Source organism: Serratia nevei (genome assembly GCF_024160145.1).
GTDB lineage: Bacteria > Pseudomonadota > Gammaproteobacteria > Enterobacterales > Enterobacteriaceae > Serratia > Serratia nevei_A.
The window spans coordinates 80,166-93,081 of the sequence record NZ_JAMYWQ010000021.1 but is presented as its reverse complement, the minus strand read 5'-3'; the positions used below and the strand labels follow the sequence as shown (position 1 = coordinate 93,081).

Below are 12,916 nucleotides of genomic sequence, written 5' to 3'. Positions count from 1 at the left end.
GTCTGCCGTTGGCTGCCAAGCCCGGCAAGGTAATACCGGACGGCATTGAGTTTGTCTTGCAGTGAATACTTCATAAAGCTGCACCTCCAAATGTCAGATGTGTCCAACATTTGGGGTGCAGTTCATCACTGCGCCCGTTTCGCCTGCAGCAGCCATTTGTCCAGCTCGTTGGCGAACTGCTGGCGGTCGCGCTGGTTCAGGGCGTTCGGGCCGCCGGTCTGAATGCCGCTGGCGCGCAGGGTATCCATAAAATCGCGCATGTTGAGGCGCTCGCGGATGGTGTCCGGCGTATAGCGCTCGCCGCGCGGGTTCAGCGCCACCGCGCCTTTCTCTATCACCTCCGCCGCCAGCGGAATGTCGGCGGTGATCACCAGATCGCCCGCTTCGCAGCGGCGCACGATCTCGTTGTCGGCCACGTCGAAACCGGCCGCCACCTGCAGTGAACGGATGTACTTCGACGGCGGCGTGCGCAATGGCTGGTTCGCCACCAGCGTCACGGTGATGGCGGTGCGATCGGCGGCGCGGAACAGCACCTCTTTGATCACGTTCGGACAGGCGTCCGCATCGACCCAAATCTGCATCATTTCGGCTCCTGCAGCCAGTCGCGCACCGGCAGGAAATCGCGCGCCAGCGCCGCTTCCGGGCTGTCGGCGTCCGGCTGGTAGTTATATTCCCAACGCACCAGCGGCGGCATCGACATCAGAATGGACTCGGTGCGCCCGCCGGTTTGCAGCCCGAACAGCGTGCCGCGATCCCACACCAGGTTGAACTCCACGTAGCGGCCGCGGCGATAGAGCTGGAACTGGCGCTCGCGCTCGCCCCAGCTCAAGGCCTTGCGTTTTTCGACGATCGGCAGATAGGCGTCGAGGAAGCCCTGGCCCACCGCGCGGGTGAAGGCGAAGCAGTGGTCGAAGTCCGGGGTGTTCAGATCGTCGTAGAACAGGCCGCCGATGCCTCGCGCTTCGTTGCGGTGCTTGATGAAGAAGTAATCGTCGCACCACTGTTTGTATTTCGGGTAGACCTCGTCGCCGAATGGCGCGCACAGCTCGGCCGCGGTGCGGTGCCAGTGCACGGCATCCTCTGCGAAGCCGTAGAACGGCGTCAGATCAAAGCCGCCGCCGAACCACCACACCGGCGCTTCGCCCGGCTTTTCGGCGATGAAGAAGCGCACGTTGGCGTGGCTGGTGGGCACGTAGGGGCTGAGCGGGTGGATAACCAATGAGACGCCCATCGCCTGGAAGCTGCGCCCGGCCAGTTCCGGACGGTGCGCGGTGGCCGAGGCCGGCAGGGTGGCGCCGGAGACGTGCGAGAAGTTGACCCCCGCCTGTTCGAACACCGCGCCGTTGGTCAGCACGCGGCTGCGGCCACCGCCGCCTTCTTCACGCGTCCATGGGTCTTCGGTGAACACGGCGCCGCCGTCGGCCTGGGCGAGCTGCGCGCAGATATGATCCTGCAGCGCCAGCAGGAAGGATTTTACTTCAGCGATGTTAGGTAAACTCATGCGGGGTCTTTATAGCGTCTGGCTGAACAAGGCGCTGAGTATACTCTTATTCGCCGCCCGCGGCATCAGCGGGGTTTGCGCTGGTGGGCGTCGAAGTAGTCGAAGAAGTTGACGATGCCGTCCGCGATGGCGCGGGCGATTTTCTCGCGAAACGCGGTGGTGCCCAGCAGCCGCTCTTCGTTCGGGTTGGTGATGAACGAGGTTTCCACCAGCACCGAGGGAATGGACGGGGATTTCAACACCGCGAACGCCGCCTGTTCGGTGCTGTCGCTGTGCAGGTGGTGTACCGGGCGAATTTGGCCGAGCACGTGGCGGCCGAGCGTCAGGCTGTTGTTGATGGTGTCGGTTTGCACCAGATCGAACAGCACCTGCTGCAGGTAGTTGTCCTGATCCTTGTACTTGCCGCCCGCCACGTCGTCGGCGGCGTTTTCACGGTTAGACAGGTAGCGCGCCATGGCGCTGCTGGCGCCGCGGTTGGACAGGGCGAACACCGAAGCGCCGGAGGCCGATGGGCTGGTAAAGCCGTCGGCGTGAATCGAAATGAACAAGTCGGCCTGGTGCTGGTGGGCGATCTCCACCCGCTGGAACAGCGGAATGAACTCGTCTTCTTCGCGCGTCAGGCGCGCCTCGACGTGGTCATGCTCATGCAGAAAACGGCGCACGTGGTTGGCGATTTCCAGCACGATGTGTTTTTCCTGCGAGCCTTCGTGGCCGACCGCGCCGGAGTCGATGCCGCCGTGGCCGGGATCGATCATCACCAGCTTTTTGCCGCCGGCCGGTTTCACCGCCGGTTTGCTGTGCTGATTGCGCAGCAGGCCTTCCGCCCTGGCGCTGTGGTTTTTCACGCCGAACAACGCTACAGCCAGGCCGGAAAGCAAAAGTTGGCGTCGCGTCGGGGAAACGGCAAGCGGCTTAAAATTGAGGAATGGTTTATCCTGCTTTTTCATTACGCAACGCTCCATCGACGTTTCTATTTTGCGACGTTATATCGTATTGATAATCATTAATCGACCCGATAACTATTTCCATTTATTACGCCTGTTACCGGCGATTTCTGGGCAAATAGCGCGGTAAATCGCAGTTTGATATTGCGTAAGTGAATAATCACGCGATAATCAGATAAACACCTTAATTAACAGCGGCCAACATCGATGGAAATTCGCGTATTTCGACAAGACGACTTTGAAGAGGTCATTACCCTGTGGGAGCGCTGCGATCTGCTGCGGCCCTGGAACGATCCGGAAATGGACATCGAGCGCAAGCTGAACCACGATCCGGAACTGTTCCTGGTGGCGGAAGTCGGCGGCGAAGTGGTCGGTTCGGTGATGGGCGGCTATGACGGCCACCGCGGCTCGGCGTATTACCTCGGGGTGCATCCCGACTATCGCGGGCGCGGCATCGCCAATGCGCTGATCAATCGTCTGGAGAAGAAGTTGATCGCCCGCGGCTGCCCGAAGATCCAGATTATGGTGCGCGAAGACAACGACACGGTAGTCGAGATGTACGAGAAGCTCGGCTACGAGATCCAGGGCATCACCAGCCTGGGCAAGCGGCTGATCGAAGATCAGGAATATTGATCGAGCGGCGGGCGGCGGCGTTGCACCGCCCGCCGCAGTGCATTACGGCAGCTTTTTGACGGTTTTCACGTCCACTTCGACGCTGTTCCAGTCTTTATCCACTTTGCCTTCCAACTGCACCTTGTCTTTCGGCGTAACGGTTTGGCCGTTCCAGCGTTTGCGATCGATATCGACCGTCAGGGTGCCGGTGGCGTCGCGGAAGGTATAGGTTTCGTCGCCGATGCGCTGCTCGATGTTGCCCTGCAGCATCACCCAGGCGTCGTCGCTCAGCGATTTCACCTTGTCCACGGTGGTCAGCGCCGCGCTGGGGCCGGAGAAACCGCCTTGTGCGGTGGTTTGCGTTTGAGCCTGCGGCGCGGCCGGATCGAGGAACCCGCCTTGTTGCGCCAGTACCGGTGCGCTGCACAGCGCGATCAGGGCGGCCAGAGTCAGTTTTTTCATGTTGCGCTTCCTTATCGTTATCGAAAATCATCTCCCGCTGATATCGGGCTGCGGGCTAAGTGATAAGGATTAAAACATGCCGATCTTAAGAGCTTCTTAAGCCGACGCATTGAAATTCCCGCCGCCGGCGCCCATCTGTAGCCATAGTCTTTATTCTGTTGGCAAGGAACGATCGTTGAAGCCATTCTTACCCCGGTTTTCCCCGGACGATTACGACCAGCACGGCGCGCTGCGGCTGCCGCTGGGATTTTGGGCCGTGCTGATTTTGCAGGCGCGCACTTGGCTGCTGTTCGTGATGGCCGGCGCTTCGCGTGAGCAGGGCGAAAGCTTGCTGGCGCTGTTTTATCCGGATACCCAACGCTTTTGGTACGGCATGCTGCTCGGCCTGCCGGCGGCGCTGGCGTTTTTGCTGAGCGGCCGCCGCCACCAATGGCCGCGGCTGTGGCGCGGCTGGCGTTGGGGGCTGATTATCTCCGTGCTGGCGTCGCTCGGCGGCTCGCTGTTCAGCCTGTGGCGCCAGGACGGCGATGCGCCGGGGCTGGAGCTGGCGTTGGCGCTGCTCGATGCGCTGGCGCTGAGCTATCTGCTGTTGAATGCGCGCCTGAAAGCCTGTTTTGCGCCGGCGGAGCACACCGACTAATTACCGGGAAGTGCGGCACTTTTCGCATTTTCCGCACTCCAAGCTGGCAACCGTTGGCGTCGTGCGGGCCGTTGTGAGAGGCTGGCACGCAGCAAAACACCGAGTGCGGCAGGGGCGGATTACCGCCCCGTGCCATTGATGTTTAAGGAGCTAGAGATGAATATTCGCCCCCTGTTGTTAGGGCTGCCGCTGTTACTGACCGGCTGTTCGAGCATGTCCAATTTCTCCTGGTCCAGCCTGTCGCCGTTCAACTGGTTCGGCAGCAGCCTGGAGGTCGGTGCCAAGGGCGTCGGCAAGCTCAACGCCGGCACGCCGATGTCGGAAAGCGCCATCAACGACGGGTTGGACGGCAACTACCGCCTGCGCGGCGGCATGGCGACCAGCAACGGCCAGATCGTCTCCTATTACCAGGCGCTGTCCGGCGACGAAGTGAAGCTGGTGATCACCGGCGAGCCGAAAGGCCACGTGCAGCGGGTAGACGTGATGGATCAGAAAGTGGCGACGGAGTGGGGCAACAAGCTCGGCACGCCGTTCGGCGACATGTACAGCAAGGCGTTCGGCTCCTGTAAGCCGGGCAGCGGCGAAGACGCCGGCAAAGTGGAGTGTGTGGCGGAACAGAGCAAGTACGTCACCTATATCTTCAGTGGCAAGTGGGCCGGGGCGCAGGACATCATCCCGCCGGACGACACCCTGAAAAGCTGGACGGTCAGCAAAATCATCTGGCACGCCAAGCCGCAGCAGTAATATGTTCAACGGGCGCCGGTTCACGGCGCCTGCCTTTTCAAGCCATTACCCCTATTTTCTTTGCGCTGCTGCAAGGCAATCGCCGATGCTTGCGGTATGATAGCGCGCGTTTGTAACAGGGAACCCGCGCGTCAACCGCCATACCTTACCTGTTGCCGGATTCTGGTATTGAGGATAACAACATGACACAGGTTCAGAGCGGTATTCTGCTGGAGCACTGCCGTTTCGCCATTTTTATGGAAGCCACCGTACAGGGCGAATTCGCCGACTTGCGCCAGGGCTGCAAACAGTTTTGTCAGACGCTGAGCGAGCTGCAGCAGCAGTTTCCCGATGCGCGCCTCGGCGCGGTGATCGCTTTCGGCTATGACGTCTGGCACGATCTTTCCAACGGCCAGGGCGCGCAAGAGCTGAAGCCGTTCACGCCGCTCGGCAAAGGGCTGGCGCCGGCCACCCAGCGCGATATGCTGATCCACATTCAGTCGCTGCGTCACGACGTCAACTTCACGCTGGCGCAGGCGGCACTGGCGGCGTTCGGCAACGCCATCAAGATTGAAGAAGAAACCCACGGTTTCCGCTGGGTGGAAGAGCGCGATCTGAGCGGTTTCATCGACGGTACCGAAAACCCGCAGGGCGAGCAGCGCCCGGCAGTGGCGACGATTGCCGAAGGCGAAGAGGACGCAGGTGGCAGCTACGTGCTGGTGCAACGCTACGAGCACAACCTGCGCCAGTGGCAGCGCTTTACCACCGAACAGCAGGAGCAGATCATCGGCCGCACCAAGCACGACAGCGAAGAGCTGCCGGCCGATCGGCGCCCGGATACCTCGCACGTCAGCCGCGTCGATCTGAAAGAGAACGGCAAAGGCCTGAAAATTCTGCGCCAGAGCCTGCCTTATGGCACCGCCAGCGGCAAGCACGGCCTGTTCTTCATCGCCTATTGCGCACGCCTGCACAATATCGAGCAGCAGCTGCTGAGCATGTTCGGCGATCTGGACGGCAAACGCGACGCGATGCTGCGTTTCAGCCGTGCGGTTACCGGCAGCTACTACTTTGCGCCATCGCTGACGCGCCTGCTGTCACTTTGACGCCGTTGCCGAAGCCGGCGCGCCCGGCTTCGGCCCGTTTTCCCGCCCCGAAAACGCCTCGCATTCCCTGCCTTATAGCGTTTGATGCTTGTAAATCACTAAACGGTATATAAAAGCGTTACAGCTCCGCACCGAGTTATAAATACACTGGTCGTCAATAAGGCGAAAGCCTGAAGGAATGACTCAGTGATAAGGTGCAGAATGAAACAAAACCGGGTTAAAAATCTTGTGCTGAAAGGTTGGCTGGCGGCGGCGCTGTTGGCGAGCGGCGCCGCGTCGGCGGCGGAATTGCTGAACAGCTCTTATGACGTTTCCCGTGAATTGTTCATCGCGCTGAATCCCGGCTTTGAACAGCAGTGGAATCAACAGCATCCGAACGACAAGCTGACCATCAAACAATCGCACGCCGGTTCCTCCAAGCAGGCGCTGGCGATCCTGCAGGGCCTGCGCGCCGACGTGGTGACGTACAACCAGGTGACCGACGTGCAGATCCTGCACGATCGCGGGCAGCTGATCCCGGCGGACTGGCAGGCGCGCCTGCCGAACAACAGCTCGCCGTTCTACTCCACCATGGCGTTTCTGGTGCGCAAGGACAACCCGAAGGGGATCCACACCTGGAACGATCTGGTGCGCGACGACGTGAAGCTGGTGTTCCCGAACCCGAAAACCTCCGGTAACGGCCGTTACACCTATCTGGCCGCCTGGGGCGCCGCCAGTCAGGCCGACGGCAACGATCCGGCCAAGACCCGCGCCTTCATGACCCGCTTCCTGAAAAACGTGCTGGTGTTCGATACCGGCGGCCGCGGCGCGACCACCACCTTCGTCGAGCGCGGCTTGGGCGACGTGCTGATCAGCTTCGAGTCCGAAGTGAACAACATCCGCAAGCAGTACGGTGAGGACAAGTACGAAGTGATCGTGCCGCCGGTCGATATTCTGGCGGAGTTCCCGGTGGCCTGGGTCGACAAAAACGTCGAGCGCAACGGTACCGAACAGGCGGCCAAAGCCTATCTGAACTATCTCTACAGCCCGGCGGCGCAGCAGGTGATCACCAGCTTCTACTACCGCGTGTATGACCAGAAAGCGATGGCGGCGGCGAAGGGGCAATTCCCGGACACCCAACTGTTCCGCGTGGAAGACCAGTTCGGCGGCTGGCCGCAGGTGATGAAAACCCACTTCGCCACCGGCGGCGAGCTGGATCAGCTGTTAGCGGCAGGGCGCAAGTAAATGTTGGCGTTGTCGTCCAGTAAGCGGGTGCTGCCCGGATTTGGCCTCAGCCTCGGCAGCAGCCTGTTTTATACCTGTTTGATCCTGCTGTTGCCGCTCACCGCGCTGGTGATGCAGCTGGCACAGATGAGCCTGGCGCAATACTGGGCAGTGATTTCCAACCCGCAGGTGGTGGCGGCGTATAAAGTGACGCTGCTGGCGGCCGGCGTCGCCAGCCTGTTTAACGCGGTGTTCGGCATGCTGATGGCCTGGATCCTGACGCGCTACCGTTTTCCCGGCCGTTCGCTGCTGGACGGCCTGATCGATCTGCCGTTCGCACTGCCGACCGCAGTGGCCGGCCTGACGCTGGCGGGGCTGTTTTCCACCACTGGCTGGTACGGTCAGTGGCTGGCGCACTTCGACATCAAGGTCACCTTTACCTGGCTTGGGATCGCGGTAGCGATGGCGTTCACCAGCCTGCCGTTTGTGGTGCGCACCGTGCAGCCGGTGCTGGAAGAGCTGGGGCCGGAATACGAAGAGGCGGCCGAGACGCTGGGCGCCACGCGCTGGCAGAGCTTCCGCCGCGTGGTGTTGCCTGAGGTGGCACCGGCATTGCTGGCCGGCACCGCCATCTCCTTTACCCGCAGCCTGGGCGAGTTCGGCGCGGTGATTTTCATCGCCGGCAACATCGCCTGGAAGACGGAAGTGACCTCGCTGATGATTTTCGTGCGTTTGCAGGAGTTCGATTACCCAGCGGCCAGCGCCATCGCCTCGGTGATCCTGGCGGCGTCGCTGCTGCTGCTGTTCAGCATTAACGTATTGCAAAGCCGCTTCGGCAGACGTTTGGGAGGAGGGCACTGATGGCTGATATTTCTGCCTTCCACGGCGCCGAGCGCCCGCGCGTCAACTGGGGAAAATGGACGCTGATCGCCATCGGCGCGCTGTTCTCGGTGCTGCTGCTGGTGGTGCCGATGATATCGATTTTCGCCGAAGCCTTTTCCAAAGGGTTCGGCGCGATGTGGAGTAACTTGCTCGATCCGGACATGCTGCACGCCATCTGGCTGACGGTCTTGATCGCGCTGATCACCGTGCCGTTCAACCTGGTGTTCGGCACGTTGCTGGCGTGGCTGGTGACGCGTTTCACCTTCCCCGGCCGCCAGCTGCTGCTGACGCTGATCGATATCCCGTTCGCCGTTTCTCCGGTGGTGGCGGGGCTGATTTACCTGCTGTTTTACGGCAGCAACGGCCTGCTGGGCGGCTGGCTGGACGCGCACAACATCCAGATCATGTTCTCCTGGCCGGGCATGGTGCTGGTGACCATTTTCGTCACCTGCCCCTTCGTGGTGCGCGAGCTGGTGCCGATGATGCTCAGCCAGGGCAGCCAGGAAGACGAGGCCGCCATTCTGCTGGGGGCGTCCGGCTGGCAAATGTTCCGCCGCGTGACGCTGCCCAACATCCGCTGGGCGCTGCTGTACGGCGTGGTGCTGACCAACGCGCGCGCCATCGGCGAGTTCGGCGCGGTGTCGGTGGTGTCCGGTTCGATTCGCGGCGAAACCTACAGCCTGCCGCTGCAGGTTGAGCTGTTGCAGCAGGATTACAACACCGTCGGCTCCTTTACCGCCGCCGCCCTGTTGACCCTGATGGCGATCGTTACCCTATTTTTGAAGAGTGCGCTGCAGTGGCGTCTGGAACGTCAAAACGCGCGTCTCGAGCGGGAGGAAAATCATGAGCATTGAGATTAACGGCATCAACAAGTACTTCGGTCGCACCAAGGTATTGAACGATATCTCGCTCGATATTGCCTCCGGCGAGATGGTGGCGCTGCTCGGGCCGTCCGGTTCCGGCAAGACCACGCTGCTGCGGATCATCGCAGGGCTGGAAAGCCAGAGCGGCGGCAAGCTGGGCTTCCACGGCACCGACGTCAGCCACATGCACGCGCGCGACAGGCGCGTGGGCTTCGTGTTTCAGCACTATGCGCTGTTCCGCCACATGACGGTGTTCGACAACATCGCCTTCGGCCTGACCGTGCTGCCGCGCCGCGAGCGGCCGAATGCCGCGGCGATCAAACAGAAAGTCACCCAGCTGCTGGAGATGGTGCAGCTGGGTCACCTGGCCAACCGCTATCCGTCTCAGCTGTCCGGCGGCCAGAAACAGCGCGTGGCATTGGCGCGCGCCCTGGCGGTGGAGCCGCAAATTCTGCTGCTGGACGAACCGTTCGGCGCGCTGGATGCGCAGGTGCGCAAAGAGCTGCGCCGCTGGCTGCGTCAGCTGCACGAAGAGCTGAAGTTCACCAGCGTGTTCGTCACCCACGATCAGGAAGAGGCGATGGAAGTGGCCGACCGCATCGTGGTGATGAGCCAGGGCAATATCGAACAGGTCGGGTCGCCGATCGAAATCATGCGTGAACCGGCCAGCCGCTTCGTGCTGGAATTCATGGGGGAAGTGAACCGCCTGAACGGCGAAATACGCGGCTCTCAGCTGTTCGTCGGCGCGCACCAGTGGCCGCTGTCGTTCCAGCCGATGCACCAGGGCAGCGTCGATCTGTTCCTGCGCCCGTGGGAAATGGAAGTGGCGACCGAAAGCAGCGAGCGCTGCCCGCTGCCGGTACAGGTGCTGGAAGTCAGCCCGCGCGGCCACTTCTGGCAGCTGACGGTGCAGCCGATCGGCTGGCACCAGGAGCCGATCGGCGTGGTGCTGCCGGAAGGCAATCCAACGCCGGTACGCGGCGGCCGCTATTACGTCGGCGGCCTCAATGCGCGGCTGTATGCCGGCGATCGGTTGCTGCAACCTGTTGCGTTAGCCAAAAGCGCCTGATAGGTTTTAGCTGCCCTTTTATTCAAGGCAACCCCCGGGTTGCCTTTTTACTTTACGCATATCAACACACAGGCAAAGAACGTGACAACGCTCGAACAATGCATCGGGAATACCCCGCTGGTAAAACTGCAACGGCTGGCCGCCCAGGCGGGCAGCGAGGTATGGGTTAAACTGGAAGGCAACAACCCGGCGGGATCGGTGAAGGATCGCGCCGCGCTGGCGATGATCCAGCAGGCGGAGCTGCGCGGCGAGATCAAGCCCGGCGACGTGCTGATCGAGGCCACCAGCGGCAACACCGGCATTGCGCTGGCGATGATCGCCGCGCTGAAGGGCTATACGCTGAAATTGCTGATGCCGGAGAACATGAGCCTGGAGCGGCAGGCGGCGATGCGCGCCTACGGCGCCGAGCTGATCCTGGTCAGCCGCGAGCAGGGGATGGAAGGGGCGCGCGATCTGGCGCTGGAGATGCAGCGTCAGGGGCAGGGCAAGGTGCTGGATCAGTTCAACAATCTGGACAATCCCTACGCCCACTTCACCACCACCGGCCCGGAGATCTGGCGCCAGACTGAAGGACGCATCACCCACTTCGTTTCCAGCATGGGCACCACCGGCACCATTACCGGCGTGGGCGGTTACCTGAAGAGCCAGAACCCGCAGGTGCAGATCATCGGCCTGCAGCCGGCGGAGGGCAGCAGCATTCCCGGCATTCGCCGTTGGGCGCCCGCTTATCTGCCGGGCATCTTCCGCCCGGAGCTGGTGGATCAGGTGCTGGATATCGAGCAGCGCGATGCCGAGCAGACCATGCGTCAGTTGGCACAGCGTGAGGGTATCTTCTGCGGCGTCAGCTCCGGCGGCGCGGTGGCCGGGGCTTTACTCATCGCGGTGGCCCACCCCGGCAGCGTCGTGGTGGCGATCGTCTGCGATCGCGGCGACCGTTACCTTTCCACCGGCGTGTTCGACTAAGCTATTCCCGCTCCAGCGCGTGGATAGGATCCATCCCGGCGGCGCGCTTCGCCGGGAAAAAGCCGAAGATCACGCCGATCAGCGTTGAACAGGCGAAGGCGGCGACGATGGAACCGGCGGAATAGACCATCGCGAAATGGCTGCTGAACTGGCTGAACAACGCGCCGATCGCCAGCGACAGCAGCACGCCTAAGGTTCCCCCCAGCAGGCATACCAGCACCGCTTCAATCAGAAACTGCTGCAGGATGTCGCCGGCGCGCGCGCCAACCGCCATCCGCACGCCGATTTCCCGCGTGCGTTCCGTCACCGATACCAGCATGATGTTCATCACGCCGATGCCGCCTACTACCAGCGAGATCAACGCGATCATCGATACCATCAGCGTCAGCGTGGCGGTGGTTTTCTCGATGGTTTGGCGAATGCTGTCGGTGTTCAGCACAAAGAAGTCCTTGCCGCCGTGGCGTTGGCTCAGCAGACGGGTGACGCCGTCCTCGGCGCTGGCGAGATCGACGTCGTCGTTGACCCGCACGGTGATGCTTTTCAGATAGCTTTGGCCAATCAGCCGTTTCATGGCGGTGGTGTAGGGGATCCAGACGTTCAGGTTTTCATCGCTGCCGAAGCCGTTCTGTTTTTTGGCCGCCACGCCGATGATGCGGCACGGCAGCGTACCGAGCAGAATCACGGTTCCCAACGGATCTGCGCCGTTGGGGAACAGCTTGTCGCGGGTGTTTTCATCGATCACCGCTTCTTGCATCAGCCCATCGACGCTGTGGCGGTTAAACGCCATGCCGCTGTCTATCCGATAGCCGCGTACCTGAAAATACTGTTCCCCCACGCCGTTGACGGTGCCGCTGACCGCCTGATTGCCGTAGCGAAAAGTGACGCTTTCGGCGACGGTGGGCGTGACGCTGTGCACATAGCTTTGCTGCGCCAGTGCGTCGGCGTCGGTGGCGCGCAGCGTCTGGATCGCCGCTGAACGCCGATCGCCGAAATCCTTGCCGGGGAAGATCTCCAGCGTACTGGTGCCCATGGCGTTGATGTCTGCCAGCACTTTCTGCTGCGAGCCCTGGCCCAGCGCCACCACCGAGACTACCGAGGCGATGCCGATAATGATCCCGAGCATGGTCAACAAGGTGCGCAGCCGCTGCGAGGCCATCGCCAGCAGCGCCATTTTGAACGCTTCGCGCAGCCGATCGCGCCGCGATTGCCAGCGGCCGGCGGCGCTGGCCGGCGCCTGCGGCAGGCGCGTGGTGCCGCCGCCGCCGGTGCGACGGTCGGCGACGATTTCACCGTCTCGCAGCTCGATGATGCGCTGAGCATGGGCGGCGATCTGCCGGTCATGGGTGACGATCACCACCGTATGGCCGCGGGCGTGCAGCTCTTGCAAAATGCTCATCACCTCCTGGCCGCTGTGGCTGTCCAGCGCGCCGGTCGGTTCGTCCGCCAGGATCACCTGCCCGCCGTTCATCAAGGCCCGGGCGATGCCCACGCGCTGTTGCTGGCCGCCGGAGAGTTGGCTGGGGCGATACGCCAGGCGCTGTGCCAGCCCCAGGCGCCGCAACAGATCGGCGGCCCGTCGGCGGCGTTCGGCAAACGGGCGCCCGGCGTAGATCGCGGGGACTTCGACGTTGCCCAGCGCGCTGAGATCGTTTAGCAAGTGATAACGTTGAAAGATAAAGCCGAAATGTTCGCGGCGCAGCGCGGCCAGGCTGTCGCGATCCCGTTGCCCGATGGCCTGCCCGGCGATCAGATAGTCGCCGGCGCTGGGGCGATCCAGGCAGCCGAGTATGTTCATCAGCGTCGATTTGCCGGAACCGGAAGCGCCGACGATCGCCACCATCTCGCCCTGATGGATGCGGAGATCGAGGTTTTTCAGCACCGCGATACTCTGTTCACCGGCCTCAAAATGGCGGCTGACGCCGCACAGCTGCAGCAATGGCGTAGCGTTCAT

General features: G+C 62.1%; 14 protein-coding genes. 9 read left to right on the top strand and 5 right to left on the bottom strand.

The features are described from left to right. Positions 1 to 125: 125 nt before the first annotated feature. The 3 genes from M6G53_RS15765 to amiA all read right to left on the bottom strand — a co-directional run bounded on the left by M6G53_RS15765 (position 126) and on the right by amiA (position 2,448). A complete protein-coding gene (locus M6G53_RS15765; RefSeq protein WP_004936514.1) occupies positions 126 to 581 on the bottom strand; it encodes a YaiI/YqxD family protein in 456 nt (151 codons plus the stop codon). Next, the gene (hemF, locus tag M6G53_RS15760; RefSeq protein WP_253332855.1) at positions 581 to 1,501 is read right to left on the bottom strand and encodes an oxygen-dependent coproporphyrinogen oxidase; all 921 of its coding nucleotides are present in this window, start codon (positions 1,499 to 1,501) and stop codon (positions 581 to 583) included. The genes M6G53_RS15765 and hemF overlap by 1 nt, the downstream gene beginning before the upstream one ends. Positions 1,502 to 1,566: 65 nt before the next feature. Then, complete coding sequence (gene amiA / locus M6G53_RS15755) at positions 1,567 to 2,448, bottom strand: N-acetylmuramoyl-L-alanine amidase AmiA (protein ID WP_253332853.1); 882 nt, start codon at positions 2,446 to 2,448, stop codon at positions 1,567 to 1,569. 204 nt (positions 2,449 to 2,652) lie between these two features. Between amiA and M6G53_RS15750 the strand changes: the two genes are divergently transcribed. Then, on the top strand, positions 2,653 to 3,078 hold the full coding sequence (locus M6G53_RS15750) for a GNAT family acetyltransferase (RefSeq protein ID WP_004936504.1): 426 nt from the start codon (positions 2,653 to 2,655) through the stop codon (positions 3,076 to 3,078). A gap of 42 nt (positions 3,079 to 3,120) precedes the next feature. On the opposite strand, the gene M6G53_RS15745 is transcribed toward M6G53_RS15750, so the two are convergent. Continuing rightward, complete coding sequence (locus M6G53_RS15745; RefSeq protein WP_148875417.1) at positions 3,121 to 3,519, bottom strand: YgiW/YdeI family stress tolerance OB fold protein; 399 nt, start codon at positions 3,517 to 3,519, stop codon at positions 3,121 to 3,123. Positions 3,520 to 3,694: 175 nt separating this feature from the next. Between M6G53_RS15745 and M6G53_RS15740 the strand changes: the two genes are divergently transcribed. The 8 genes from M6G53_RS15740 to cysM all read left to right on the top strand — a co-directional run bounded on the left by M6G53_RS15740 (position 3,695) and on the right by cysM (position 10,965). After that, complete coding sequence (locus M6G53_RS15740) at positions 3,695 to 4,159, top strand: DUF2919 domain-containing protein (protein ID WP_253332851.1); 465 nt, start codon at positions 3,695 to 3,697, stop codon at positions 4,157 to 4,159. Positions 4,160 to 4,315: 156 nt separating this feature from the next. Further along, positions 4,316 to 4,903 carry an RpoE-regulated lipoprotein gene (locus M6G53_RS15735; protein WP_038881279.1) on the top strand — a complete coding sequence of 196 codons (588 nt, stop codon included), beginning with the start codon at positions 4,316 to 4,318 and terminating at the stop codon, positions 4,901 to 4,903. Between the two features lie 182 nt (positions 4,904 to 5,085). Further along, positions 5,086 to 5,985 carry a Dyp-type peroxidase gene (locus tag M6G53_RS15730; protein WP_253332849.1) on the top strand — a complete coding sequence of 300 codons (900 nt, stop codon included), beginning with the start codon at positions 5,086 to 5,088 and terminating at the stop codon, positions 5,983 to 5,985. A 201-nt stretch (positions 5,986 to 6,186) separates the two neighbouring features. Then, the gene (locus M6G53_RS15725) at positions 6,187 to 7,209 is read left to right on the top strand and encodes a sulfate ABC transporter substrate-binding protein (RefSeq protein WP_253332847.1); all 1,023 of its coding nucleotides are present in this window, start codon (positions 6,187 to 6,189) and stop codon (positions 7,207 to 7,209) included. Beyond that, positions 7,210 to 8,049: a sulfate/thiosulfate ABC transporter permease CysT gene (gene cysT / locus M6G53_RS15720; RefSeq protein ID WP_253332845.1), complete on the top strand. Its 840-nt coding sequence runs from the start codon at positions 7,210 to 7,212 to the stop codon at positions 8,047 to 8,049. Next, positions 8,049 to 8,924 carry a sulfate/thiosulfate ABC transporter permease CysW gene (gene cysW / locus M6G53_RS15715; RefSeq protein ID WP_253332843.1) on the top strand — a complete coding sequence of 292 codons (876 nt, stop codon included), beginning with the start codon at positions 8,049 to 8,051 and terminating at the stop codon, positions 8,922 to 8,924. Before cysT ends, cysW begins: the two co-directional genes overlap by 1 nt. After that, the gene (gene cysA / locus M6G53_RS15710; protein WP_253332841.1) at positions 8,914 to 10,002 is read left to right on the top strand and encodes a sulfate/thiosulfate ABC transporter ATP-binding protein CysA; all 1,089 of its coding nucleotides are present in this window, start codon (positions 8,914 to 8,916) and stop codon (positions 10,000 to 10,002) included. Before cysW ends, cysA begins: the two co-directional genes overlap by 11 nt. Positions 10,003 to 10,083: 81 nt before the next feature. Further along, on the top strand, positions 10,084 to 10,965 hold the full coding sequence (gene cysM / locus M6G53_RS15705) for a cysteine synthase CysM (protein WP_253332839.1): 882 nt from the start codon (positions 10,084 to 10,086) through the stop codon (positions 10,963 to 10,965). Position 10,966: 1 nt separating this feature from the next. On the opposite strand, the gene M6G53_RS15700 is transcribed toward cysM, so the two are convergent. Beyond that, positions 10,967 to 12,916, bottom strand: a complete 1,950-nt coding sequence (locus M6G53_RS15700) for a MacB family efflux pump subunit (protein WP_253332837.1) — start codon at positions 12,914 to 12,916, stop codon at positions 10,967 to 10,969.

Bases quoted from the DNA above. Each gene is read 5' to 3' on its own strand.
- M6G53_RS15765 (WP_004936514.1), bottom strand. From the start codon at position 581: ATGCAGATTTGGGTCGATGCGGACGCCTGTCCGAACGTGATCAAAGAG.
- hemF (WP_253332855.1), bottom strand. From the start codon at position 1,501: ATGAGTTTACCTAACATCGCTGAAGTAAAATCCTTCCTGCTGGCGCTG.
- amiA (WP_253332853.1), bottom strand. From the start codon at position 2,448: ATGAAAAAGCAGGATAAACCATTCCTCAATTTTAAGCCGCTTGCCGTT.
- M6G53_RS15750 (WP_004936504.1), top strand. From the start codon at position 2,653: ATGGAAATTCGCGTATTTCGACAAGACGACTTTGAAGAGGTCATTACC.
- M6G53_RS15745 (WP_148875417.1), bottom strand. From the start codon at position 3,519: ATGAAAAAACTGACTCTGGCCGCCCTGATCGCGCTGTGCAGCGCACCG.
- M6G53_RS15735 (WP_038881279.1), top strand. From the start codon at position 4,316: ATGAATATTCGCCCCCTGTTGTTAGGGCTGCCGCTGTTACTGACCGGC.
- M6G53_RS15730 (WP_253332849.1), top strand. From the start codon at position 5,086: ATGACACAGGTTCAGAGCGGTATTCTGCTGGAGCACTGCCGTTTCGCC.
- M6G53_RS15725 (WP_253332847.1), top strand. From the start codon at position 6,187: ATGAAACAAAACCGGGTTAAAAATCTTGTGCTGAAAGGTTGGCTGGCG.
- cysT (WP_253332845.1), top strand. From the start codon at position 7,210: ATGTTGGCGTTGTCGTCCAGTAAGCGGGTGCTGCCCGGATTTGGCCTC.
- cysW (WP_253332843.1), top strand. From the start codon at position 8,049: ATGGCTGATATTTCTGCCTTCCACGGCGCCGAGCGCCCGCGCGTCAAC.
- cysA (WP_253332841.1), top strand. From the start codon at position 8,914: ATGAGCATTGAGATTAACGGCATCAACAAGTACTTCGGTCGCACCAAG.
- M6G53_RS15700 (WP_253332837.1), bottom strand. From the start codon at position 12,916: ATGAACGCTACGCCATTGCTGCAGCTGTGCGGCGTCAGCCGCCATTTT.